Origin of the sequence: Krasilnikoviella flava, assembly GCF_900167525.1 — a bacterium.
Taxonomy (GTDB): Bacteria; Actinomycetota; Actinomycetes; order Actinomycetales; family Cellulomonadaceae; genus Isoptericola; species Isoptericola flavus.
On sequence record NZ_FUZQ01000002.1, the window covers coordinates 448,471 to 470,850 of the forward strand.

Consider the following 22,380-nt stretch of genomic DNA (forward strand, 5'->3'; position numbering starts at 1 on the left):
GGTAGTTCAGAATGCGGTGAGGTAGTTCTGAGTTCCGCGAGGTAGTCGGAAAGCTCGCGAGGTAGTCCGGGCCCGAACTACCTCGCGGGGGTCTCGACTACCTCGCGGGGATCTGAACTACCTCGCAGGTTGGGTCCTCCCGCATGTGAGCGCTAACATCGATCAGACACCCGGGTCGTGCGCCGGCTGGAAGCTGCGCGACGACGGAACTCGACGACGCCCCGTGCGGGCGGGGACGGAGCAACGATGGCGGAGCAGGGCGCGCGGCCGGACGGCGGGGCCGGCATCCGGGCGGCGATCACCGCCGGGGAGGCGACGCTGGGCATCGAGCTCGGATCCACCAACATCAAGGCGTGCCTGATCGGCCCCGACCACACGCCGATCGCGAGCGGCTCGCACGGGTGGGAGAACGAGCTGGTCGACGGCGTGTGGACCTACTCGCTCGACACGGTGCACGCGGGGCTGCAGGGTGCCTATGCCGCGCTCGTGGCCGACGTCGAGGAGCGCCACGGCGTGCGTCCCACGACCTACGCGGCCCTCGGCGTCTCCGCCATGATGCACGGCTACCTGCCGTTCGACGCCGACGGCGGGCTGCTGGTGCCGTTCCGGACCTGGCGCAACACCAGCACCGGGCCGGCGGCCACGGAGCTGTCCGCGCTGTTCGGGCACAACATCCCGCTGCGCTGGTCCATCGCGCACCTCTACCAGGCGATCCTCGACGACGAGCCGCACGTGCCACAGGTGGCGTCGTTCACCACGCTCGCCGGCTACGTGCACCGCGCCCTGACCGGGCGGCACGTGCTCGGCGTCGGCGACGCGTCGGGCATGTTCCCGATCGACCCCGCCACGGGCGACTACGACGCCCGGATGCTCGAGCAGTTCCGGCACCTGGCCGCCGCCAAGCGGCCGGGCCTGCACGTGGAGGGCCTGCTGCCGCAGGTGCTCACCGCGGGCGAGGACGCCGGCCGGCTCACCCCCGAGGGCGCCGCGCTGCTCGACCCCACGGGCACCCTGCTGCCGGGAGTGCTGCTCTGCCCGCCCGAGGGCGACGCCGGGACCGGCATGGTCGCCACCGGCTCGGTGGCGCCGCGCACCGGCAACATCAGCGCGGGCACGTCGATCTTCGCCATGGTCGTGCTCGAGCAGCCGCTGACCAGCGTGCACCACGAGCTCGACCTGGTCACCACCCCTGCCGGCGACCTCGTGGCGATGGTGCACTGCAACAACGGCGCCAGCGAGCTCGATGCGTGGGCCGGCGTCTTCGGCCAGTTCGCGGCCGCGCTCGGGGCGCCGGCCGAGCCGGACGCCGTCTTCGGCGCGTTGTTCCGGGCGGCGCTCGACGGCGCGTCCGACGGCGGCGGGCTGCTCGCCTACAACTACCTCGCCGGCGAGCCGATCACCGGTCTCGACGAGGGCCGCCCGCTCGTGGTGCGCACCCCCGACAGCCGCCTCACGCTGGCGAACTTCGCGCGCACGCAGCTCTACGGCGTGTTCGGCACCCTCGCCCTCGGCATGCGCGTGCTGCACGGCGAGGGCGTCGCGATCGACACGATGTTCGCGCACGGCGGCCTGTTCAAGACGGCGGGCGTGGCGCAGCGCCTGCTCGCCGGCGCGATCGACGCCCCGGTGGCCGTCGGTCAGACCGCGGGGGAGGGCGGGGCCTGGGGAATCGCCGTCCTCGCGGCCTACGCCGCTGCCCGCGCCGAGTCGGGCGACGCCGCGCCCGCCCTCGACACCTACCTGACCGAGCGCGTCTTCGCCGGCGTCGAGCTCGACGTCGCCGAGCCGGACGCCGCCGACGTGGCGGGCTTCGCCGCCTACCTGGAGCGGTACTCCGCCGGCCTCGCGGTCGAGCGGGCCGCCACCCAGGCGCTGTGACGACCGCGACGATCCCGCCCCACCACCCCCGAGAGACGAAAGAGAACCCGATGCCGATCACCGAGGTCCCCGCGCACCTGCGGGCCGCCGTCGACGCCGCCAAGGAGAAGGTCGCGGCCCTGCACGCCGAGCTGCCCCGCTGGGAGCTCGTCGTGTGGACGGCCGGCAACGTGTCCGAGCGGGTGAGCAACCCCGACGGCGACGACCTGCTCGTCATCAAGCCGTCCGGCGTCGCGTACGACGACATCACGCCCGGGTCGATGGTGGTCTGCGACCTGGAGGGGAACCTTGTCGAGGGCGACCGCTCGCCGTCGTCCGACACCGCGGCGCACGCCTACGTGTACACCCACATGCCCGAGGTGGGCGGCGTCGTGCACACGCACTCCACCTACGCGACGGCCTGGGCCGCGCGTGCCGAGGAGATCCCCTGCGTGCTCACGATGATGGCCGACGAGTTCGGCGGCCCCGTCCCCGTGGGCCCGTTCGCGATCATCGGCGACGACTCCATCGGCCGCGGCATCGTCGAGACCCTCAGCGGTCACCGCAGCCCGGCCGTCCTGATGCGCAACCACGGCCCGTTCACCATCGGCAAGGACGCCCGCGCCGCGGTGAAGGCCGCCGTGATGGTCGAGGAGGTGGCCCGCACGGTGCACGTGTCGCGCCAGCTCGGCGAGCCGCTGCCCATCGCCCAGGAGCACGTCGACTCCCTGTACGCCCGCTACCAGAACGTGTACGGCCAGCACTGATCCCCGTCACCGGTCGAGCCTGACGAGCCCTGGTCTCGACGGGCTCGACCACCGGCCACGAAGACCTCCGAAGGAGAAACACCCCATGAGCAAGCCGTACGCCGACCGCGAGGTCTGGTTCTTCACCGGCAGCCAGGACCTGTACGGGCCCGAGACGCTGGAGCAGGTCGCCCAGCAGTCGCAGGAGGTCGCCCGCGCGCTCGACGCGTCGTCCGACGTGCCCGCGACCGTCGTCTGGAAGCCCGTGCTCAAGGACGCGGACTCGATCCGCCGCGCGATGCTGGACGCGAACGCGGACGACAAGGTGCTCGGCGTCATCACGTGGATGCACACCTTCAGCCCGGCGAAGATGTGGATCGGGGGCCTCGACGCGCTGCGCAAGCCGCTGCTGCACCTGCACACGCAGGCGAACGTCGAGCTGCCGTGGGCGGACATCGACTTCGACTTCATGAACCTCAACCAGGCCGCGCACGGCGACCGGGAGTACGCCTACCTGGCCACGCGCCTGGGCGTCGCGCGCACCACGGTCGTGGGCCACGCGTCGAACCCGGCCGTGACCCGCCGCGTCGGCACCTGGGTGCGCGGCGCCGCGGGCTGGGCCGCCACGCACGAGCTGAAGCTGGTGCGCTTCGGCGACAACATGCGCAACGTCGCGGTCACCGAGGGCGACAAGACCGAGGCCGAGCTGCGCTTCGGCGTCTCGGTGAACACCTGGGGCGTCAACGACCTCGTCGCAGCCGTCGACGCCGTGGACGACGCCGCGATCGACGCGCTCGTCGCGGAGTACGAGGAGCTCTACGACGTCGTCCCCGAGCTCCGCGAGGGCGGCGAGCGGCACGAGTCGCTGCGCTACGCGGCCCGCCAGGAGATCGCGATGGAGGCGTTCCTGACGGAGCGCGGCGCCAAGGCGTTCACCACGAACTTCGAGGACCTCGGCGCCCTGCGCCAGCTGCCCGGCATCGCCGTGCAGCGCCTCATGGGCAAGGGGTACGGCTTCGGCGCCGAGGGCGACTGGAAGACCGCCGTCCTGGTGCGGGCCGCCAAGGTCATGGGCGAGGGGCTGCCCGGCGGCGCCTCCCTGATGGAGGACTACACCTACGACCTCACCCCGGGTGCGGAGCTCATCCTCGGCGCGCACATGCTCGAGGTGTGCCCGTCCCTCACGACGTCGAAGCCCCGCGTGGAGATCCACCCGCTCGGCATCGGCGGCAAGGAGGACCCGGTCCGCATGGTCTTCGACGCCGACGCGACCGCGGGTGCCGTCGTCGTCTCGCTGGCCGACATGCGCGACCGCTTCCGCCTCACCGCGAACGTCGTCGACGTCGTCCCGCCCACGCAGGACCTGCCGAACCTGCCCGTGGCCCGCGCCGTCTGGACCCCGCGCCCCGACTTCACCACCTCCGCCGAGGCCTGGCTGACCGCCGGGGGCGCGCACCACACGGTGATGTCGACCGCCGCGGGCATCGAGGCGTTCGAGGTGTTCGCGAACATCGCGCGCACCGAGCTCCTCGTGATCGACGAGGACACCACGCGTCGCGGCTTCGCCGACCAGGTGCGCTGGAACCAGGTGTACTACCGCCTCGCTCAGGGGCTCTGAGCGCGACCGCCGGTCCGATACCGGCGGTTCGGTAGGCTGACGCCGCCGAGCCGCCGGTCGGCCGTCCGGCGGACGAACTCGAGGGAGAGGCCCCGCATGGCGAGTCCCGCCGAGAAGCCGAACATCCGGCAGGTCGCGCAGCTCGCCGGTGTCTCGCACATGACGGTGTCGCGGGTGCTCAACGACCACCCGAACATCCGCGAGGCGACCCGGCGTCGGGTCGAGGAGGCCATCGACCAGCTCGGCTACCGGCCGAACATGACGGCCCGGGCCCTGGCCACCCAGCGCAGCCGCCGCATCGGCGTCCTCGTGGAGAGCGCGGCGACGTTCGGGCCGACCAGCACGCTGTACGCCGTCGAGTCCGCCGCCCGCGCGTCCGGGTACGTGGTGAGCTCTGTGCTCCTGCGGGCCGGGGAGGAGATCACCCCCCAGGAGGCCGTCGACCACCTCATCGCGCAGGGCGTCGACGCGCTCTGCGTCGTGGCGCCCCGGTCGTCGTCGATCGCCGCGCTGCGCCGCATCGCCGTCGGCGTCCCGGTGCTCGTCGTCAAGCCCGACAAGGACCCGACGTTCCTCACCGTCACCGTCGACCAGCAGGCCGGGACGACGCTCGCCGTCGACCACCTCGTCTCCCTCGGGCACCGGGACATCCTGCACCTGGCCGGCCCGCTCGACTGGCTCGACGCCCGCACGCGCGAGCGGTCGTTCCACGCCCGGGCGAAGTCGTGGGGGCTCCGGGAGCGACCCATCGTGGTGGGGGACTGGACGGCGGACTTCGCGTACGACTTCGCACGCGGGATCCGCGAGCTGCCGGAGTACACCGCGATCTTCGCCGCGAACGACGACATGGCCGTCGGCCTCGTGCACGGGCTGCACGACCGGGGCTTCTCGGTGCCGGACGACGTCAGCGTCGTCGGCTTCGACGACATCCCCCTGGCGCGGCACGTCATCCCCCCGCTGACGACCGTGCGGCAGAACTTCCACGCGCTGGGCGTCTCGGTGGTCGACGTCCTGCGTTCCGCGATCGAGGAGCAGGAGATCCCGACGGTCACGAAGATCCCCCCGGAGCTCGTCGCGCGGGCGTCGAGCGCCGCACCACGGAAGGCCGCCCGTTGACCTCGCGGCCCGGGGCACCGGTGGTCGAGATGCACGGGATCACCGTGGCGCTCGGCGGGGTGCGGGTCCTCGACGACGTGAACCTGGTGCTCCGGCCTGGCGAGGTGCACGCGCTCATGGGGGAGAACGGCGCGGGCAAGTCGACGCTCATCGGCGCGCTGACCGGGACGGTGCCGCTCCTGGCGGGCGACGTCGTGGTCGACGGCGCCCCCACCACGCCGACGAGCGTCGCCCGCAGCCGCGCGGACGGCATCGCGACCGTCTTCCAGGAGACGCACCTGAGCCCCCACCTGACCGTCGCCGAGAACGTCATGATCGGGCACGAGGTGCGCGGCTGGTTCGGCATCGACTGGGGCCGGACCAGGGAGCGCGCGTCGGCCGCCCTCGCCGCGCTGGGGCTCGAGGACATCGACCCGCGCGCGCCGCTCTCGGCGCTGTCGCCCGCGACCAAGCAGCTCGTGGCGGTCGCCCGGGCGATCGTCCTCGAGCCCCGGGTGCTCGTGCTCGACGAGCCGACGTCGAGCCTGGACGCCGACGAGGCCGCCCGACTGCTCGGCGTCGTGCGCCGCCTGTGCGACCAGGGCGTGGCGGTGCTCTTCGTCTCGCACTTCCTGGAGCAGGTCTTCGAGGTGAGCGACCGGATGACGGTGCTGCGGGGCGGCCGCGTCGTGGCGGAGTACCGGACGGCGGAGGTCGAGCGGGCCGAGCTGATCTCCAAGATGCTCGGCGAGGACATCGACGCGCTCCAGGCGCTGCGCTCGCAGCGGCTGGCGCACCACTACGCGGGGTCGGGCGAGGCGACCCTCCGGGCGGCGTCCCTCGGCCGTCAGGGCGTCCTCGAGCCGACCGACCTCGAGCTGTCCCGGGGCGAGGTCGTCGGGTTCGCGGGGCTGCGCGGCTCCGGGCGCACCGAGCTCGCCCGGCTGATGAGCGGGGCGGAGCGCGCCGACCGCGGGGAGCTGTGGCTGGACGGGGCCCGGGTGCAGCTCCGCAGCCCGGGGGTGGCCCTGCGGCACCGGATCGCGATGTCGAGCGAGAACGTGCGGGACGACGGCATCGTCGCGGGGCTCACGGTGCGGGAGAACATCGTGCTGGCGCTGCAGGCGCTCCGCGGCTGGTCGCGGCCGCTGTCGCGCGGCGAGCAGGACGCCGTCGTCGACACGTATCTCGACGCGCTGCACCTGTCGGCCGACGACCTGGACCGGCCCGCCGGTGAGCTGTCAGGGGGCACGCAGCAGAAGGTGCTGCTCGCCCGGCTGCTGGCCACGCGGCCGCACGTCCTGATCCTCGACGAGCCGACGCGCGGCATCGACATCGCGGCCAAGCTGGAGATCCAGCGCCGGGTGGCGCGGCTGGCCGGCGAGGGCGTCGCCGTCGTGTTCATCTCCTCCCAGCTCGAGGAGGTGGTGCGCCTCGCCGACCGCATCGTGGTGCTCAAGGACCGCGAGAAGATCGGCGAGCTGAGCAACGGGCCGGGCGTCACGGTCGACACCATCGTCGAGATGATCGCCGCGGACGTCGACGAGCTCGACGAGCTCGACGAGCTCGACCCCGGCGACTCCTGACGGTATCCACACCACTCGCGGGGTGCCGGTGGCGGCGTTACGGAACCGTGACGTCCAATCCTGGACCCGCTCTATGTGACCGGTCACAACTCCGCTATGTTAACGGTCACAACAAGCGTTGCCGGAGGGTCAGAGCAGACCCACGGACCGGGCTACCGGTCGGCCGGCGTCTCGAGGAGGAGATCATGAGCACAAACTTCCGGCGCGCCGGAGCGGCGCTCTTCGCCGCCACCCTCACGGCCGCCACGCTGGTCGCGTGCAGCAGCGAGCAGGCGCCCCAGGGCGGCGGGGACGGCGGCGGCGAGTCCGCCGCGGCCTCGGACACGATCGTCCTCGGCTTCTCGCAGGTCGGGGCGGAGTCCGGCTGGCGCGCGGCCAACACCAAGTCCATCCAGGACACGCTGACGACGGAGAACGGCTTCGACCTCAAGTTCTCCGACGCGCAGCAGAAGCAGGAGAACCAGATCCAGGCGATCCGGTCGTACATCCAGCAGCAGGTCGACGTCATCGCCTTCTCGCCGGTCGTCGAGACCGGCTGGGACGCGGTGCTCGAGGAGGCCAAGGCCGCGGAGATCCCGGTGATCCTCACCGACCGCGCCGTCGACAGCGAGGACGACACCCTCTACGAGTCCTTCATCGGCTCCGACTTCGTCGAGGAGGGCAAGCGCGCCGGCGACTGGGCCGTGGAGCAGTACGACGGCGAGGGCTACAAGGCCGTCGAGCTGCAGGGCACCACCGGCGCCGCGCCCATGATCGACCGGCAGCAGGGCTTCGCCGACGCGATCGCGGGCAGCGACATCGAGATGATCGACTCACAGACCGGCAACTTCACCCGCACCGAGGGCAAGCAGGTGATGGAGGGCTTCCTGCAGAAGTACGACGACATCGACCTCGTCTTCGCGCACAACGACGACATGGGCCTGGGCGCGATCGAGGCGATCGAGGCCGCCGGGAAGGTGCCCGGCAAGGACATCAAGATCATCACCGTCGACGGCGTCAAGGACGGGATGCAGGCCCTCGCCGACGGCAAGATCAACTACATCGTCGAGTGCAACCCGCTGCTCGGCCCGGACCTCGCGGAGATCGCGAAGAAGGTCGTCGCGGGTGAAGAGGTCGAGAAGCGCATCGTCACCCAGGACGAGGCGTTCGACCAGGAGGCGGCGAAGGCGGCCCTGCCGGACCGCCAGTACTGACCGTCGGTACTGACCGTCGGTACGCTCCACCGAGACCCGCGGTGGGTGCGGTGCGGGACGCCCGCGCCACACCCACCGCGCTCCACGGAAGGTCAAGGATGACGCCATCGGACGCCGGCGCGGCCGGCAGCACCCCCGACGCCCGGCCCCAGGACGTGCGCCCCGTCGTCGAGATGACCGGGATCTCCATCGAGTTCCCCGGCGTCAAGGCGCTCGACGGCGTGGACCTCCGGCTCCTGCCCGGCGAGGTGCACGCCCTCATGGGCGAGAACGGCGCGGGGAAGTCCACGCTGATCAAGGCGCTCACGGGCGTCTACGGCATCGACTCCGGCGAGATCCTCGTCGACGGCGAGCCGCACCGGTTCTCCGGCCCGGGCGAGGCGCAGGCCGCGGGGATCGCCACCGTGTACCAGGAGGTCAACCTCTGCGAGAACCTCACAGTCGCGGAGAACATCATGCTCGGCAACGAGCCCCGGCGGTTCGGTGCCATCGACTGGCCCCGCACGCGCCGCCGGGCGGCAGAGCACCTCGCGACCATGGGGCTCGACGTCGACCCCGCTTCGTCGCTCGGCTCGCACTCGATCGCCGTGCAGCAGCTCGTCGCGATCAGCCGCGCCATGGTGGTGGACGCCAAGGTGCTCATCCTCGACGAGCCGACGTCGAGCCTCGACGCCGACGAGGTCGCGCGGCTCTTCGACGTCGTGCGGCGGCTGCGCGACCAGGGCGTGGCGATCCTGTTCGTCTCGCACTTCATCGAGCAGGTCTTCGACCTGTCGGACCGCATGACGGTGCTGCGCAACGGCGCCCGGGTGGGGGAGTACCGCACCGCCGAGCTCAGCCGCACGGAGCTCGTCTCGCGGATGATCGGCCGGTCCATGGAGGTGCTCGAGGACCTGGAGGTCCGCACCGAGCACACCGTCGACACGGCCCAGGGCGCGCCCTTCGTCCAGGCCGTCGGGCTCGGGCGTCGCGGCTCCGTGCAGGCCTTCGACCTGGACGTCCACGAGGGCGAGGTCGTGGGTCTGGCCGGCCTGCTCGGCTCCGGCCGCACGGAGGTGGCCAGGCTGCTCGCCGGGGCGGACCGCGCCGACACCGGCACGCTCTCCGTCAAGGGCACCCTCACGCGACTGCGCACCCCGCGCGCGGCGATCGAGCGCAAGATCGCGTTCTCCTCCGAGGACCGCAAGGGCGAGGGCGTGGTCGGCGACCTGACGGTGCGCGAGAACATCGTGCTCGGCCTCCAGGCGGAGCGCGGCTGGCTGCGTCCGCTGCCCGGCAGGCAGGTCGACGAGATCGTGCACCGGTACATCGAGGCGCTGAACATCCGGCCCGCCAACCCCGACGCGCTGCTCCGCAACCTCTCGGGCGGCAACCAGCAGAAGGTGCTCCTGGCCCGCTGGCTCGCGACCGCGCCCGAGCTGTTCATCCTCGACGAGCCGACGCGCGGCATCGACGTCGGGGCCAAGGCGGAGATCCAGCGCCTGGTGTCCGACCTCGCCGGGCGCGGCATGGCGGTGCTCTTCATCTCCGCCGAGCTCGAGGAGGTGGTGCGGCTCAGCCACCGCATCGCCGTCATGCGCGACCGGCGGAAGGTCGCCGAGCTGACCAACACCGACACCGTCGGCGTCGACGACGTCGTCGAGCTCATCGCGAGCGGAGGGGACCGCTGATGCCCACCTCGCCCACGCCGTCGACGGCCTCGGCGGCCGCCGACGCCTCCGGAGGGTTCGGCGCCGTCGTGCGCCACCCGCTGTTCTGGCCGGTGGTCGCGCTCGTCGCGCTGCTCGCGGTCAACACGGCCGTCCGCCCGGGCTTCCTGTCCGTCTCGATCCTGGACGACCACCTCTTCGGGTCCCCGATCGACATCCTGCGCAACTGCGCCCCGCTCATGCTGGTCGCGCTCGGCATGTCGCTGGTGATCGCCACCCGCGGCATCGACCTGTCCGTGGGCGCGGTGGTCGCGATCTCGGGCGCGGTGGCGCTCACGTTCATCGCGGGCGCGCCGGACCCGGCGTCGACGACGACCGTCTTCCTGGCGATCGGCATGGCCCTCGTGCTCGGCCTGGTCCTCGGGGTGTGGAACGGGTTCCTCGTGTCCGTGCTCGGGATCCAGCCGATCATCGCCACGCTGATCCTCATGACCGCGGGGCGCGGCGTCGCGATGCTCATCACCGAGGGCCAGATCACCACGGTCACGAGCGCCCCGTTCAAGACGCTCGGCGCCGGGTACTGGCTCGGGCTGCCCGTCGCGACCCTGGTCGCGTTCGGCGTGTTCGGGCTGGTCGCGCTGCTGGTGCGGCGCACGGCGCTGGGGATGCTCGTCGAGTCGGTGGGCATCAACCCGGCCGCGAGCCGGCTCGCCGGCGTGCGGGCGCGGACCATCGTGTGGACGGTCTTCGCGCTGTCGGGCCTCTTCTCCGGCCTCGCCGGCCTGATCCTCTCGTCGAACGTCATGGCGGCCGACGCGAACAACGCCGGCCTGTTCATCGAGCTCGACGCGATCCTCGCCGTCGTGATCGGCGGCACGTCGCTGGCCGGGGGCAAGTTCTCGCTCTCCGGCACGTTCGTCGGCGTGCTCATCATCGCGACGCTGTCGCTCACGGTGACGAACGTCGGGATCTCGCCGCTCGTGACGCCGCTGTTCAAGGCGCTCGTGGTCGCCGCGGTGACGCTGCTCCAGTCGCCCGCGATGCGGCGCAAGCTCGCCGAGCGCACCCGACGACGCGGCAGGACGGCGCCGGTCCCGCCGTCGGACAAGCCCGCGGACGTCTCCACGGACAAGGTGGTGGCCTGATGACGACCCTCGCATCCTCGCGCCCCGGGGCGCCGTCCCCGGACCGCGTGCCCTCCGTCGGCCGGCGCCTGCGCGTCGACCGCCGGTACCTGCCGGTTGTCGGCACCCTCGTGGTGTTCGTGCTGCTGCTCGTGGTGGGCGGCGCCCGCTACGACAACTTCCTGTCCGTGGGCGTGCTCGCGAACCTGTTCATCAACAACGCGTTCCTCATCGTGCTGGCGGTCGGGATGACCTTCGTCATCCTCACGGGCGGTATCGACCTCTCGGTCGGCTCGGTGCTGGCGCTGTCCGGCGTGACCGCCGCCTACCTGCTGCAGGCGGGCGTCCCGGCCGGGGTCGTGATCCCGCTGGTCGTGCTGGTCGGCTCGCTGATCGGTCTCCTCGTGGGCGCGATGGTGCACGTCTTCGAGGTGCAGCCGTTCATCGCGACGCTCGCGGCGATGTTCTTCGCCCGCGGGCTGTGCTTCCTCATCGCCCCGGAGTCGATCCCGATCGACGACGAGACCTTCGTCGCCCTGGCCTCCTGGGACACCTGGGCGGGCGGGCAGTGGCGGATCACGTCGAGCGTCGTGATCGCTCTGGTCGTGGTGGCGGTGGCGTTCTACCTGCTGCACTACACGCAGTTCGGGCGCACGGTGTACGCCATCGGCGGCGGGGAGCAGTCGGCCAAGCTCATGGGCCTGCCCGTCGCGCGCACCAAGGTGCTGGTGTACGTCATCAGCGGCACGTGCGCCGGCCTCGGCGGCCTGCTGTTCGCGATGTTCTCGCGGTCGGGCTACTCCCTGACCGGCGTGGGCATGGAGCTCGATGCGATCGCGGCCGTCGTCATCGGCGGCACGCTGCTCACCGGCGGCACCGGGTTCGTGCTCGGGTCGGTGCTCGGCGTCCTCGTGCTCGGCCTCATCCAGACGATCATCACCTTCGAGGGCACCCTCAGCTCGTGGTGGACCAAGATCGTCATCGGCGCGCTGCTGCTGGTCTTCGTGGTCCTGCAGCGGCTGCTCGCGCTACGGCGCTCCTAGCCGTCCCTCGGCCGAGCGCCCGTCCGGGCGGCCGGGCCCGTGGCAGGTCGCCGTCGGCCCGGCCGTCCCACGCAACCTCGCACCCGCACCCCCGCACCTGTACGACGACGTACTCGACACGGAGGATCTACAACGATGCACATCCCATCCCGATGGTCCACGCCCCTGGCGGTGGGCCTCGCCCTCGTGCTGCCCGCCACGGCGGCCGCGGCCGTCCCGCCGCGAGCGGCCCCCGCGCCGTCCGCCGTTGCCGACGATGCGTACGGCGCCTATGTCTTCCCGTACTTCGCCGGCGAGCAGGACGGCGGGGAGAAGATCTACCTGGCCGTCAGCGAGGCCGACGACCCGACTGCGTGGCAGACGCTCAACGACGGCGAGCCCGTCCTCGAGTCCACCCTCGGTACCGAGGGCCTGCGCGACCCGTTCCTCACCCGCAACCCGGAGACCGGCACGTACTACCTGCTCGCCACCGACCTGAAGATCGCGGGCGGCGGGAGCTTCGGCGACGCCCAGGAGACCGGCAGCCGGTCGATGATGGTGTGGTCCTCGGACGACCTGATCCACTGGTCCGACCAGCAGGAGGTCGAGGTCGCGCCGCCGAACGCCGGCAACCTCTGGGCGCCAGAGGCGACCTGGGACGCCGAGGCCGGGCAGTTCGTCGTCTACTGGGCGTCCGCCCTGTACCCGGCCGACGTCGCGCCCGAGGACCGCGACATCGCGACGTCGTACCAGCGGATGCTGTCCGCCACCACGCCTGACTTCTCCGCGGGCAGCTTCTCCGAGCCGCAGGTCTGGATCGACGAGAAGCGCGGTGCCGGGCGCGGGATGATCGACTCGACGATCGCCGAGGACGACGGCACCTATTACCGGTTCACCAAGGACGAGGCGGACATGACGGTCCGCGAGGAGTCGTCCGACGACCTGTCCCGCACGCAGGGCGTGACCGACGGCGACGGCTGGGACCTGATCGCCGAGCACGTGGGCGTCGGCGAGCCCAACCCGTGGGGCGGCGAGTTCACCGCGGGGGAGGGCCCCACGGTCTTCCCGTCTTTGACCGACGACTCCTGGTACATGATGATCGACCAGCCGTCCTACCACGGCGGCCAGGGGTACATGCTGTTCCGCAGCGACGACCTGGCGAGCGGCGACTGGACGTCGGTGCCCGACGCCGCGCTGCCGAGCCACCCGCGGCACGGCACGGTGCTGCCGATCACGACGGCCGAGCAGCAGGGGCTGATCGAGGCCCTTCCGCCCGGAGAGCCGGAGGTCGTCGAGCAGCGGCTCACCATCGACACGGCGTCCGAGCGCACGGAGATGAGCGACGACCTCTACGGCGTGTTCTACGAGGACATCAACTACGCCGCCGACGGCGGCCTGTACGCCGAGCTGGTCCGCAACCGGTCGTTCGAGTTCGCACGCGAGGACAACGCGGCGTTCACCGGCATGACCGGCTGGGAGCAGACCGGCGGCGGCGCGGTCGCCGTCGAGTCCGAGCGCGGCGAGTGGCTGAACGACAGCAACCGGCACTACCTCACGGTGACGTCGGACGGCACCACCGGCGTCTCGAACGCCTCGTACAACGAGGGGGTCGCGCTCGAGGATGGCGCGTCGTACGACTTCTCCGTCTGGGCGCGCAGCGACGTCGCGCAGGACCTCACGGCGACCCTCGTCTCCCCCGACGGTGCGACGGCGTACGGCACCGCGACCGTCGCCGTGGACGCCTCCGACGAGTGGGCGCAGTACACGGCGACCGTGACAGCGTCCGCGACGACGGACGCCGCGCGCCTGCGCGTGACCTCGGGCGCCGCGAGCACCCTGCGCCTGGACATGGTGTCGCTGTTCCCGCAGGACACGTGGGTGGGCCCGGTCAACGGCAAGAGCACGCTGCGCAAGGACCTCGCCGAGAAGGTCGCGGAGCTCGACCCGAGCTTCCTGCGGTTCCCGGGCGGGTGCGTCACCAACGTCGGCACCTTCGACTCCTACCTCGACTCCGACGGCCAGGACCGGCAGCGGACGTACCAGTGGAAGGAGACCGTCGGCCCGGTCGAGGAGCGCCCGACCAACTGGAACTTCTGGGGCTACAACCAGTCCTACGGCATCGGCTACCTCGAGTACCTGGAGTTCGCCGAGGACCTCGGCGCCTTCGCGCTGCCCGTGGTGTCCGTGGGTGCCAACGGCTGCGGGTCGCGCATCCCGGAGATGACCGACGACCAGCGCCCGCGCTGGATCCAGGACACCCTCGACCTCATCGAGTTCGCCACCGGCGGCACGGACACCGAGTGGGGCGCGAAGCGTGCCGAGCTCGGGCACCCCGAGCCGTTCGACCTGCCGTACATCGGCCTGGGCAACGAGGAGAACACGCCGAAGTTCCAGGAGAACTTCCCGGCCTTCCGCGACGCCATCGAGGCGGAGTTCCCCGACGTCACGGTGATCTCCAACTCCGGGCCCGACGACGCCGGCACCCGCTTCGACGAGCTGTGGGACTTCAACCGCGAGCAGGGCGTCGCGATGGTCGACGAGCACTACTACAACGACCCGTCGTGGTTCCTGCAGAACTCCGAGCGGTACGACTCGTACGACCGGTCGGGCCCGCACGTCTTCCTCGGCGAGTACGCGTCGAAGGGCAACACCTTCGGCAACGCGCTCGCGGAGGCGGCGTACATGACGGGCCTGGAGCGCAACTCCGACGTCGTGGAGCTGGCCTCGTACGCGCCGATGTTCGCCAACGAGGACTACGTGCAGTGGTCGCCGGACATGATGTGGTTCGACAACGACGAGTCGTGGGGCTCGGTGAACTACTACACCCAGCAGCTGTTCATGACGAACACCGGCGACGAGGTCGTGCCGTCCGAGCTCGGCGACGGGCCCGACGTCGTCCCGCCGGACGTCGACGGCGGCGTGTTCCTGTCGACGTGGCTGACGCAGGCCGCGTACGACGACGTGCGGGTCACCGACGACGCGACCGGCGACGTCCTGTTCTCGGACACGTTCGACGACGCGTCACGGTGGGAGGCCCAGCGGGGTGACTGGTCCGTGGCCGACGGCGCGTACGTGCAGTCGGACGCGGGCGTCGAGGACGCGCGCAGCGTCGTCACCGGCGCCTACGACGAGGACTGGCACGACTACACGATGGAGGTCACGGCCCGGAAGACCGGCGGCGCCGAGGGGTTCCTCATCGGGTTCGGCGCGAGCGCGAGCGACGACTTCTACTGGTGGAACCTGGGCGGCTGGGGCAACACCCGGTCGGTGCTGGAGCGCGCGGACGGCGCGCGCCAGGGCGAGGTCGCCGCGGCGGAGTCCTTCACGCCGCTGGAGAACGGTCGTGACTACCGGATCAAGATCGTCGTGGAGGGCCGCACGATCCAGCTCTACCTCGACGGCGAGCTGCAGCTGACGCACACCGAGCCGGTGACCAAGTCGCTGTTCCAGGTCGTGACCCACGACGAGGAGACCGGCGAGCTGGTCGCCAAGGTGGTCAACGTCGGCGACGCCGTGGCGCGCACCGACGTCGAGGTGGCGGGCGGGTTCGAGCCGGCCGCGACAGCGCGGGTCACGGAGATGACGGCCGACCCGTCGGCGACCAACACGAAGACGCGGCCCGAGCGCGTCGTGCCGGTCGACCGGACGTTCGAGGGTGCGGGGAGCTCGTTCACCTACGACTTCCCGGCGCACTCGATCACGTTCCTGCGGCTCGCCCCGGACGGTTCGGGGGAGACCGGGGGCACGGCCAGCGCGGTGCGGGCGCAGGTGAGGCCCGCGTCGGTCGCGGCCGGGACCGACGCGCGCGTCGACGTGACGGTCGCTGCGGCCCAGGGCCGCGGGTCCGCGCGGCGGGCTACCGGCGAGGTGACGGTCGCCCTCGGCGGGCGGACCGTCACGGCCGAACTGGAGCGGGGTCGCGCCACCGTGACCGTGCCGACGCGTGGCGTCGACCGGGGTCGGCACGACGTCGTCGTCCGCTACGGCGGAGACGCGCGCTACGCGCCGAGCGAAGTGACGACGGGGCTCACGGTCCGGGCAGCGAGGCGATAGCGCGCGAGAGGCGAACCGGCGAGCGTCTCTGATGGCCAGGAATCGACCCATGACTCCTGACCACCGGAGACGCTCGCCGCTGTCCGCCCGTCGCGCGACGAGGACGACACGCAAGCGCTGCAAGAAGCGCAAGCCGCTTGCATGATCGCGTGTACAGTCGACGGCATGTCGAGACGACTGGCCGACGTGGCCGCGAAGGTGGGGGTCAGCGAGGCGACCGTCAGCCGTGTGCTCAACGGGAAGCCCGGGGTGTCGCAGTCGACCCGGGACGCCGTGCTCACGGCGCTGGATGTGCTCGGGTACGAGCGCCCCACCAAGCTGCGCGGCGACCGGCCGCGGCTGGTCGGGCTCGTGCTGCCGGAGCTGGCGAACCCGATCTTCCCCGCGTTCGCGGAGGTGGTCGGGGGCGCGCTCGCGCAGCAGGGCTTCACGCCCGTGCTGTGCACGCGCACGGCGGGCGGCATCTCGGAGGCCGAGTACATCGACCTGCTGCTGGGCCAGCAGGTCTCGGGCGTCATCTTCGCGGGCGGCTTCTACGCCGAGCGCGAGGCCGACCATGCGCACTACGAGCGGCTGCAGGCGCTGAGCCTGCCCGTGGTGCTCATCAACGCGTCGATCGAGAGCCTCGACTTCCCGCACGTCTCCTGCGACGACCTGATCGCGACCCACCAGGCCCTGGAGCACCTCGTGTCCATGGGGCACACGCGGATCGGCCTGTTGCTGGGCCCGCGCGACCACGTGCCGTCCGAGCGCAAGCTCGCGGCCGCGCGCCGGTTCGCGCAGCGGCACGGCGTCGACCTGCCCGACGAGCTGGTGGTGCACAGCCAGTACTCGCTGGAGAGCGGCCAGGCCGCGACGGGCCGTCTCCTCGACGCCGGCGCGACGGCGATCCTGTGCGCCTCCGACCCCCTTGCCCTCGGCGCGGTGCGTGCGGTGCGGCGCGCCGGGCTGGAGGTGCCGCGCGACGTGTCGGTGGTCGGCTATGACGACTCCGCGCTGATGAACTCCACCGACCCGGCGCTCACCACGGTCCGGCAGCCGATCGACGCGATGGGCCGGGCCGCGGTCGACATCCTCGCGAGCATGATCGCCGGCGCCACCGTCTCGCACGACGAGCTGCTCTTCGAGCCGGAGCTCGTCGTGCGGCGCTCGACGGCTGCGGCCCCGCGCCCCGCGGGCTGACGCACCGCGCCCCGACCGGACAGCCGGGCGGACGACCCTGTGTCGCCCGCCCGGCCCTTCACGCGTGCGCCTTTGTTCGCACTCTATGTCGCGGTTTGGTAACGCTGGTGTCAATTTCTTGCGTTGTCTACGTCGCATCATTACTGTCCTGCCCATCGACGACGACGTGGAAGGGGCTCATCGGTGAGCAACGAGCAGGACGCCGAGTGGTGGCGCAGCGCAGTGATCTATCAGGTCTACCCGCGCTCCTTCGCCGACGGGAACGGTGACGGCACGGGCGACCTGGCCGGCGTGCGCCGTCGCCTCGGGTACCTGCGCGACCTCGGGGTGGACGCGCTCTGGTTCACCCCCTGGTACGTGTCGCCGCTCGCGGACGGCGGGTACGACGTCGCCGACTACCGCGCGATCGACCCGCAGTTCGGCACGCTCGCCGAGGCGGAGGCCCTCATCACCGAAGCCCGCGAGCTGGGGATCCGCACGATCGTCGACGTCGTGCCCAACCACGTCTCTGCCGAGCACCCGTGGTTCCGCGCGGCGCTCGCCGCCGGCCCGGGCTCGCCCGAGCGCGAGCGGTTCTGGTTCGCCGACGGCAAGGGTCCGGGCGGCGACGAGATGCCGACCCGGTGGGTGTCGAGCTTTCAGGGCGACACCTGGACCCGGACGACGAACCCGGACGGCACGCCCGGCGAGTGGTACCTGCACCTGTTCACCCCGGAGCAGCCGGACCTCAACTGGAACCACCCCGACGTCCGGCGCGAGCACGAGGACGTGCTGCGCTTCTGGTTCGACCGCGGCGCCGCGGGCATCCGCATCGACTCTGCGGCCCTGCCCGTGAAGGACCCCGCGCTGCCGGAGGTGCCGGACACCTGGGGTGCGGGGGAGCACCCGCACCTCGACCGCGACGAGCTCCACGACGTGTACCGGTCGTGGCGGGCCGTGGCCGACGGGTACGCCGACGCCCGCGTGCTGGTCGGGGAGATCTGGCTGCCCGACCCGGCGCGGTTCGCGCGCTACCTGCGTCCCGACGAGATGCACACGGCGTTCAACTTCGACTTCATGACGCGGTCGTGGGACGCCAAGGAGCTGCGGGAGGCGATCCGCACCACCCTCGAGGCGCACGCGCCGGTCGGCGCGCCCGCGACGTGGGTGCTCTCCAACCACGACATCACCCGGCCCACCACCCGGTACGGACGGGAGGACAGCGCGTTCGACTTCGCCCGCAAGCAGTTCGGCACCCCCACCGACGTCGAGCTCGGCACCCGCCGAGCGCGGGCCGCCGCCCTGCTCACCGGCGCGCTGCCCGGCTCGCTCTACGTCTACCAGGGCGACGAGCTCGGGCTGCCCGAGGTCGAGCTGCCGGTGGCCGCGATCGAGGACCCGATGCACTTCCGCTCCGGCGGCGTCGACCCCGGCCGGGACGGCTGCCGCGTGCCGCTGCCGTGGACGCGCGAGGGAGTCTCGTGCGGCTTCGGTCCCGACGACGGCGCCGCGCCGTGGCTGCCGCAGCCGGCCGGCTGGGGCGCTCTCTCGGTCGAGGCGCAGGCCGCCGACCCGGGCTCGATGCTCTCCCTGTACCGCCGGATGCTCGCGCTACGGCGCGCGGAGCCGGCCCTGCACTCCAGCCGGTTCGCGTGGGTGGACCTGCCCGACGCCTCGGGCGACGTCCTGGCGTTCGAGCGCGCCGCCGGCGGCGACGTCGTCGGGTGCGTCGTCAATCTCGGCGACTCCCCGGTCGTGCTTCCCGAGGACGCCGCGACCCTGCTGACCAGCGCGCCGCCCACGGCGTCGACCGACGGCGTCGTTCCTCCCGACGTCGCCGTCTGGTACCGCGTCGCCCGACGCCGTCCCTGACCGACAAGCACCGACCGCACCGACCGCACCGACCAAGGAGTGACGATGAAGTCATCACGCCGCAAGACCGCCCTCGTGCTCGTGGGCGCGATGACCGTGAGCGCGCTCACGGCCTGCAGCTCTTCCGACGACGACGGCGGCCTGACCCCCGCCGAGGCCTCGGCCGCCGCCGACGAACCCGTGACCATCCAGGTCGCGATCGACGAAGGTCTCGAGCAGGGCGCGATCGACGCGTTCGACACGCGGATCGCGGAGTTCGAGGAGGAGAACCCGAACATCACGGTCGAGCGCCAGGAGTACACCTGGGTGGGCACGACGTTCGCCGCCGACCTGGCGGGCGGCACCCTGCCCGACGTGTTCACCGTGCCGTTCACGGACGGCCGCGGGCTGATCGAGCGGCAGCAGGTCGCCGACATCTCCGCGCTGGTCGACGAGCTGCCCTACGCGGAGGCCTTCAACCCGAACATCGCGGCCGCCGGGCAGGGCCCCGACGGCGGGCAGCAGGCGATCCCGATCGCGGCCTACGGCCAGGCCGTCCACTACAACCGCGGCATCTTCACCGAGGCGGGGCTCGACCCGGACGACCCGCCGACCACCTGGGACGAGGTCCGGGCGGCGGCGAGGACGATCAGCGAGAAGACCGACGCCACAGGGTTCGCGGAGATGACGAAGTCCAACACCGGCGGCTGGATCCTCACCACCCTCGTCTACGCGATGGGCGGGCGCGCCCAGACCGTCGACGGCGACACGACCACCGCCACGATCGACACCCCGGAGTACCGCGAGGCGCTGCAGTACCTGCACGACCTGCGCTGGGAGGACGACTCCATGGGCGACGAGTTCCTCTACGACTGGGCCACCAGCCACGCCGACTTCGGTGCCGGCAAGATCGGCATGTTCGTCTCTGGCGGCGGCGACTACGGCAACCTCGCCACCCAGAACGCGATGAACCCCGACGACTACGGCGTCACCGCGCTCCCGCTCGAGGGCGAGGACGGCGCGGTGCTCGGCGGTGGCACCCTCGCCGCGGTGAACGCCAAGGCCACGGACGCCGAGCAGGCGGCAGCGGTGAGGTGGATCGACTTCTACTACATGTCGAAGCTGACCGACGAGGACGCCGCCGTCGCGGACGCGCAGGCCACCGCCGACCAGGGGCAGCCTGTCGGCGTCCCGATCCTGCCGGTCTTCGACCAGGGGACCGAGGACGCGCGCCGGGAGTGGATCGCGGACCTCACCAACGTGCCGTTGGACCAGTTCGCGCCCTACAGCGACCGCGTGGTCGACCAGCCGCTCGAGGCCGAGCCCCCGGTCGCCACGCAGGACCTGTACGCCGCGCTCGACCCGGTGGTGCAGGCCGTCCTGACCGACGAGGGGGCCGACGTCGACGCCCTGCTGGCCGACGCCCAGGCGGGCGTGCAGACGCTGATCGACCGCGGCTGATGGCGTTGACCACCGTCCGGACGCCGGAGGCCGTGCTGCGGGCCGAGACCCCGCAGCGCGGCCCCGGCCGTGCGCCCCGCCGTCGCACCCCGCTCACGTGGGTGCGCGGCGGCGGGCTGAGCACGCTCGTCCTCGCCCTGCCGCTGCTCGTCGTCTTCGGGCTGTTCTCGTGGTTCCCGATCGTCCGCGCGGTCGTGATGAGCTTCCAGTCCACCAATCTCGTCACGCCGGCCGAGTGGGTCGGCCTGGAGAACTTCCAGTACGTGCTGGCCGACCCGCTGCTGCCCCAGGCGGCGACGAACACGCTGTACTTCGCGCTGCTGGCGCTCGTCTTCGGCTACCCCGTGCCGTTGGTCGCCGCCGTGCTGATGAGCGAGGTGAAGCGGATGCGCGGGCTGTACGCCGCGCTGGCGTACCTGCCCGTCGTCGTGCCGCCGGTGGTCGCGGTGCTGCTGTGGAAGACCTTCTACGACGCGTCCGACACCGGCGTGTTCAACACGATCGCCGGCTGGTTCGGCCTCGGCCCGTTCCCGTGGCTGCAGGACCAGGCGTGGGCCATGCCGTCGCTGGTCCTCGAGGCCACGTGGGCGGCCGCCGGCGGCACGGTGATCATCTACCTCGCGGCGCTCACCGGAGTCCCGCCCGAGCTGTACGACGCCGCCGAGGTGGACGGCGCCGGGGTCTGGCGCAAGGTCTGGCACGTCACCCTGCCGCAGCTGCGCGGCGTGCTGTTCGTGACGTTCATCCTGCAGATCATCGGCACCGCCCAGGTCTTCACCGAGCCGTACCTGTTCACCGGGGGCGGGCCCGCGAACTCGACCACGACGATCCTGCTGATGATCTACCACTATGCCTTCGGGGGGCGCGGCGACTACGGCGCCGCGACGGCGCTGAGCCTGATGCTCGCCGTCGTGCTCGCCGTCCTGTCCGCCGTGTACTTCAAGCTGACCTCGAGGTGGAGCAGCTGATGACCGCCGTCACCACTCCCGCACCCCGCCCGCCGGCCGCCCGACGGGGCCGGACGCCCGTACCGGCCGACCCGGACCGCGGCATCGTCTCCGTCGCGGACCGCCGCCGGCGCGGCGTGCGCTGGCCGCTGCGCGCGTCGCACGTGCTGCTCCTGGTCTCGCTCGTCGTCGTCGGCCTCGGGCCGATCCTGTGGCTCGCGAAGGCCGCGGTGACGCCCACCCAGGACACGCTGCGCACCCCGCTGGCGCTCTTCCCGCACGGCGTCGACTGGGCGAACCTGTCGGAGGCCTGGACCCGGTTCGAGATCGACCACTACTTCGGCAACACCATGTGGCTGGCCCTCGGGTCGTGGGCGGTGCAGCTGGTGGTCGCCGTGAGCGGCGGCTACGTGCTGTCCGTGCTGCGGCCCGCCTACGGCAAGGTGCTCACCGCCCTGGTGCTGAGCACGCTCTTCGTGCCCGCCGTGGTGCTGCTCGTCCCGCTCTACCTGACCGTGCTCGACGTGCCGTTCGCACACGTGTCGCTCATCAACAGCTTCTGGGCGGTGTGGCTGCCCGCCGGCGCGAGCGCGTTCAACGTGCTGCTCGTCAAGCGGTTCTTCGACAACCTGCCCCGGGAGATCTTCGAGGCGGCCCGGGTCGACGGTGCGGGTCCGTTCCGGGTCGGGTGGTCGATCGTCGTCCCGATGTCCAAGCCGATCCTGGGCGTGGTGTCGGTGTTCGCCTTCATCTCCGCCTGGAAGGACTTCCTCTGGCCGCTGCTGGTGCTGCGCGACGTCGACAAGCAGCCCCTGTCGGTGCGGCTGCCCGCGTTGGAGTCGTACGTGGAGCTCGATGTGTTCCTCGCGGCGCTCGCGATCTCCACCGCCATCCCGATCGTCATCTTCCTGATCTTCCAGCGCACGTTCCTGCAGGGCGCGGGGCTCGGGGGAGCGGTCAAGGGCTGAATTCGCCGGTCGTACCAGGTCGGCGATTGACTCCCGCTTCGTCCTGATG

The 22,380-nt window shown here is 71.8% G+C and carries 15 protein-coding genes; all 15 read left to right on the forward strand.

Features of this window, described 5'->3' with window-relative positions; translation table 11 throughout:
* Nucleotides 1–246 precede the first annotated feature (246 nt).
* Nucleotides 247–1,878, forward strand: coding sequence for a xylulokinase (locus tag B5Y66_RS06735; protein ID WP_079572715.1), 1,632 nt, complete (start codon nt 247–249; stop codon nt 1,876–1,878).
* Nucleotides 1,879–1,928: 50 nt separating this feature from the next.
* Complete coding sequence (locus tag B5Y66_RS06740) at nt 1,929–2,624, forward strand: L-ribulose-5-phosphate 4-epimerase (protein ID WP_079572717.1); 696 nt, start codon at nt 1,929–1,931, stop codon at nt 2,622–2,624.
* Between the two features lie 85 nt (nt 2,625–2,709).
* Nucleotides 2,710–4,221: an L-arabinose isomerase gene (gene araA, locus B5Y66_RS06745; protein ID WP_079572719.1), complete on the forward strand. Its 1,512-nt coding sequence runs from the start codon at nt 2,710–2,712 to the stop codon at nt 4,219–4,221.
* Between the two features lie 96 nt (nt 4,222–4,317).
* A complete protein-coding gene (locus B5Y66_RS06750; protein ID WP_079572721.1) occupies nt 4,318–5,337 on the forward strand; it encodes a LacI family DNA-binding transcriptional regulator in 1,020 nt (339 codons plus the stop codon).
* On the forward strand, nt 5,334–6,902 hold the full coding sequence (locus B5Y66_RS06755) for a sugar ABC transporter ATP-binding protein (protein ID WP_322788694.1): 1,569 nt from the start codon (nt 5,334–5,336) through the stop codon (nt 6,900–6,902). The genes B5Y66_RS06750 and B5Y66_RS06755 overlap by 4 nt, the downstream gene beginning before the upstream one ends.
* A gap of 185 nt (nt 6,903–7,087) precedes the next feature.
* Nucleotides 7,088–8,095, forward strand: a complete 1,008-nt coding sequence (locus B5Y66_RS06760) for an ABC transporter substrate-binding protein (RefSeq protein ID WP_079572723.1) — start codon at nt 7,088–7,090, stop codon at nt 8,093–8,095.
* Nucleotides 8,096–8,193: 98 nt separating this feature from the next.
* A complete protein-coding gene (locus tag B5Y66_RS06765; RefSeq protein ID WP_079572725.1) occupies nt 8,194–9,765 on the forward strand; it encodes a sugar ABC transporter ATP-binding protein in 1,572 nt (523 codons plus the stop codon).
* Entirely contained in the window at nt 9,765–10,889 is a 1,125-nt protein-coding gene (locus B5Y66_RS06770; protein WP_079572727.1) for an ABC transporter permease, read from the forward strand. The genes B5Y66_RS06765 and B5Y66_RS06770 overlap by 1 nt, the downstream gene beginning before the upstream one ends.
* The gene (gene yjfF, locus B5Y66_RS06775) at nt 10,889–11,911 is read left to right on the forward strand and encodes a galactofuranose ABC transporter, permease protein YjfF (protein ID WP_079572729.1); all 1,023 of its coding nucleotides are present in this window, start codon (nt 10,889–10,891) and stop codon (nt 11,909–11,911) included. The genes B5Y66_RS06770 and yjfF overlap by 1 nt, the downstream gene beginning before the upstream one ends.
* A gap of 135 nt (nt 11,912–12,046) precedes the next feature.
* Nucleotides 12,047–15,943 carry an alpha-L-arabinofuranosidase C-terminal domain-containing protein gene (locus B5Y66_RS06780; RefSeq protein WP_079572731.1) on the forward strand — a complete coding sequence of 1,299 codons (3,897 nt, stop codon included), beginning with the start codon at nt 12,047–12,049 and terminating at the stop codon, nt 15,941–15,943.
* Nucleotides 15,944–16,108: 165 nt separating this feature from the next.
* Nucleotides 16,109–17,125: a LacI family DNA-binding transcriptional regulator gene (locus B5Y66_RS06785; RefSeq protein WP_079572733.1), complete on the forward strand. Its 1,017-nt coding sequence runs from the start codon at nt 16,109–16,111 to the stop codon at nt 17,123–17,125.
* 183 nt (nt 17,126–17,308) lie between these two features.
* Nucleotides 17,309–18,976 (forward strand): glycoside hydrolase family 13 protein, encoded by a 1,668-nt coding sequence (locus tag B5Y66_RS06790; protein ID WP_176168798.1) that lies wholly within the window; start codon nt 17,309–17,311, stop codon nt 18,974–18,976.
* A 45-nt stretch (nt 18,977–19,021) separates the two neighbouring features.
* Entirely contained in the window at nt 19,022–20,416 is a 1,395-nt protein-coding gene (locus tag B5Y66_RS06795) for an ABC transporter substrate-binding protein (protein ID WP_079572737.1), read from the forward strand.
* On the forward strand, nt 20,416–21,384 hold the full coding sequence (locus tag B5Y66_RS06800) for a carbohydrate ABC transporter permease (protein WP_079572739.1): 969 nt from the start codon (nt 20,416–20,418) through the stop codon (nt 21,382–21,384). Before B5Y66_RS06795 ends, B5Y66_RS06800 begins: the two co-directional genes overlap by 1 nt.
* Nucleotides 21,384–22,331: a carbohydrate ABC transporter permease gene (locus B5Y66_RS06805; RefSeq protein ID WP_079572741.1), complete on the forward strand. Its 948-nt coding sequence runs from the start codon at nt 21,384–21,386 to the stop codon at nt 22,329–22,331. The genes B5Y66_RS06800 and B5Y66_RS06805 overlap by 1 nt, the downstream gene beginning before the upstream one ends.
* Nucleotides 22,332–22,380: the final 49 nt, after the last annotated feature.

Bases quoted from the DNA above. Each gene is read 5' to 3' on its own strand.
- B5Y66_RS06735 (WP_079572715.1), top strand. From the start codon at position 247: ATGGCGGAGCAGGGCGCGCGGCCGGACGGCGGGGCCGGCATCCGGGCG.
- B5Y66_RS06740 (WP_079572717.1), top strand. From the start codon at position 1,929: ATGCCGATCACCGAGGTCCCCGCGCACCTGCGGGCCGCCGTCGACGCC.
- araA (WP_079572719.1), top strand. From the start codon at position 2,710: ATGAGCAAGCCGTACGCCGACCGCGAGGTCTGGTTCTTCACCGGCAGC.
- B5Y66_RS06750 (WP_079572721.1), top strand. From the start codon at position 4,318: ATGGCGAGTCCCGCCGAGAAGCCGAACATCCGGCAGGTCGCGCAGCTC.
- B5Y66_RS06760 (WP_079572723.1), top strand. From the start codon at position 7,088: ATGAGCACAAACTTCCGGCGCGCCGGAGCGGCGCTCTTCGCCGCCACC.
- B5Y66_RS06765 (WP_079572725.1), top strand. From the start codon at position 8,194: ATGACGCCATCGGACGCCGGCGCGGCCGGCAGCACCCCCGACGCCCGG.
- B5Y66_RS06770 (WP_079572727.1), top strand. From the start codon at position 9,765: ATGCCCACCTCGCCCACGCCGTCGACGGCCTCGGCGGCCGCCGACGCC.
- yjfF (WP_079572729.1), top strand. From the start codon at position 10,889: ATGACGACCCTCGCATCCTCGCGCCCCGGGGCGCCGTCCCCGGACCGC.
- B5Y66_RS06780 (WP_079572731.1), top strand. From the start codon at position 12,047: ATGCACATCCCATCCCGATGGTCCACGCCCCTGGCGGTGGGCCTCGCC.
- B5Y66_RS06785 (WP_079572733.1), top strand. From the start codon at position 16,109: ATGTCGAGACGACTGGCCGACGTGGCCGCGAAGGTGGGGGTCAGCGAG.
- B5Y66_RS06795 (WP_079572737.1), top strand. From the start codon at position 19,022: ATGAAGTCATCACGCCGCAAGACCGCCCTCGTGCTCGTGGGCGCGATG.
- B5Y66_RS06800 (WP_079572739.1), top strand. From the start codon at position 20,416: ATGGCGTTGACCACCGTCCGGACGCCGGAGGCCGTGCTGCGGGCCGAG.
- B5Y66_RS06805 (WP_079572741.1), top strand. From the start codon at position 21,384: ATGACCGCCGTCACCACTCCCGCACCCCGCCCGCCGGCCGCCCGACGG.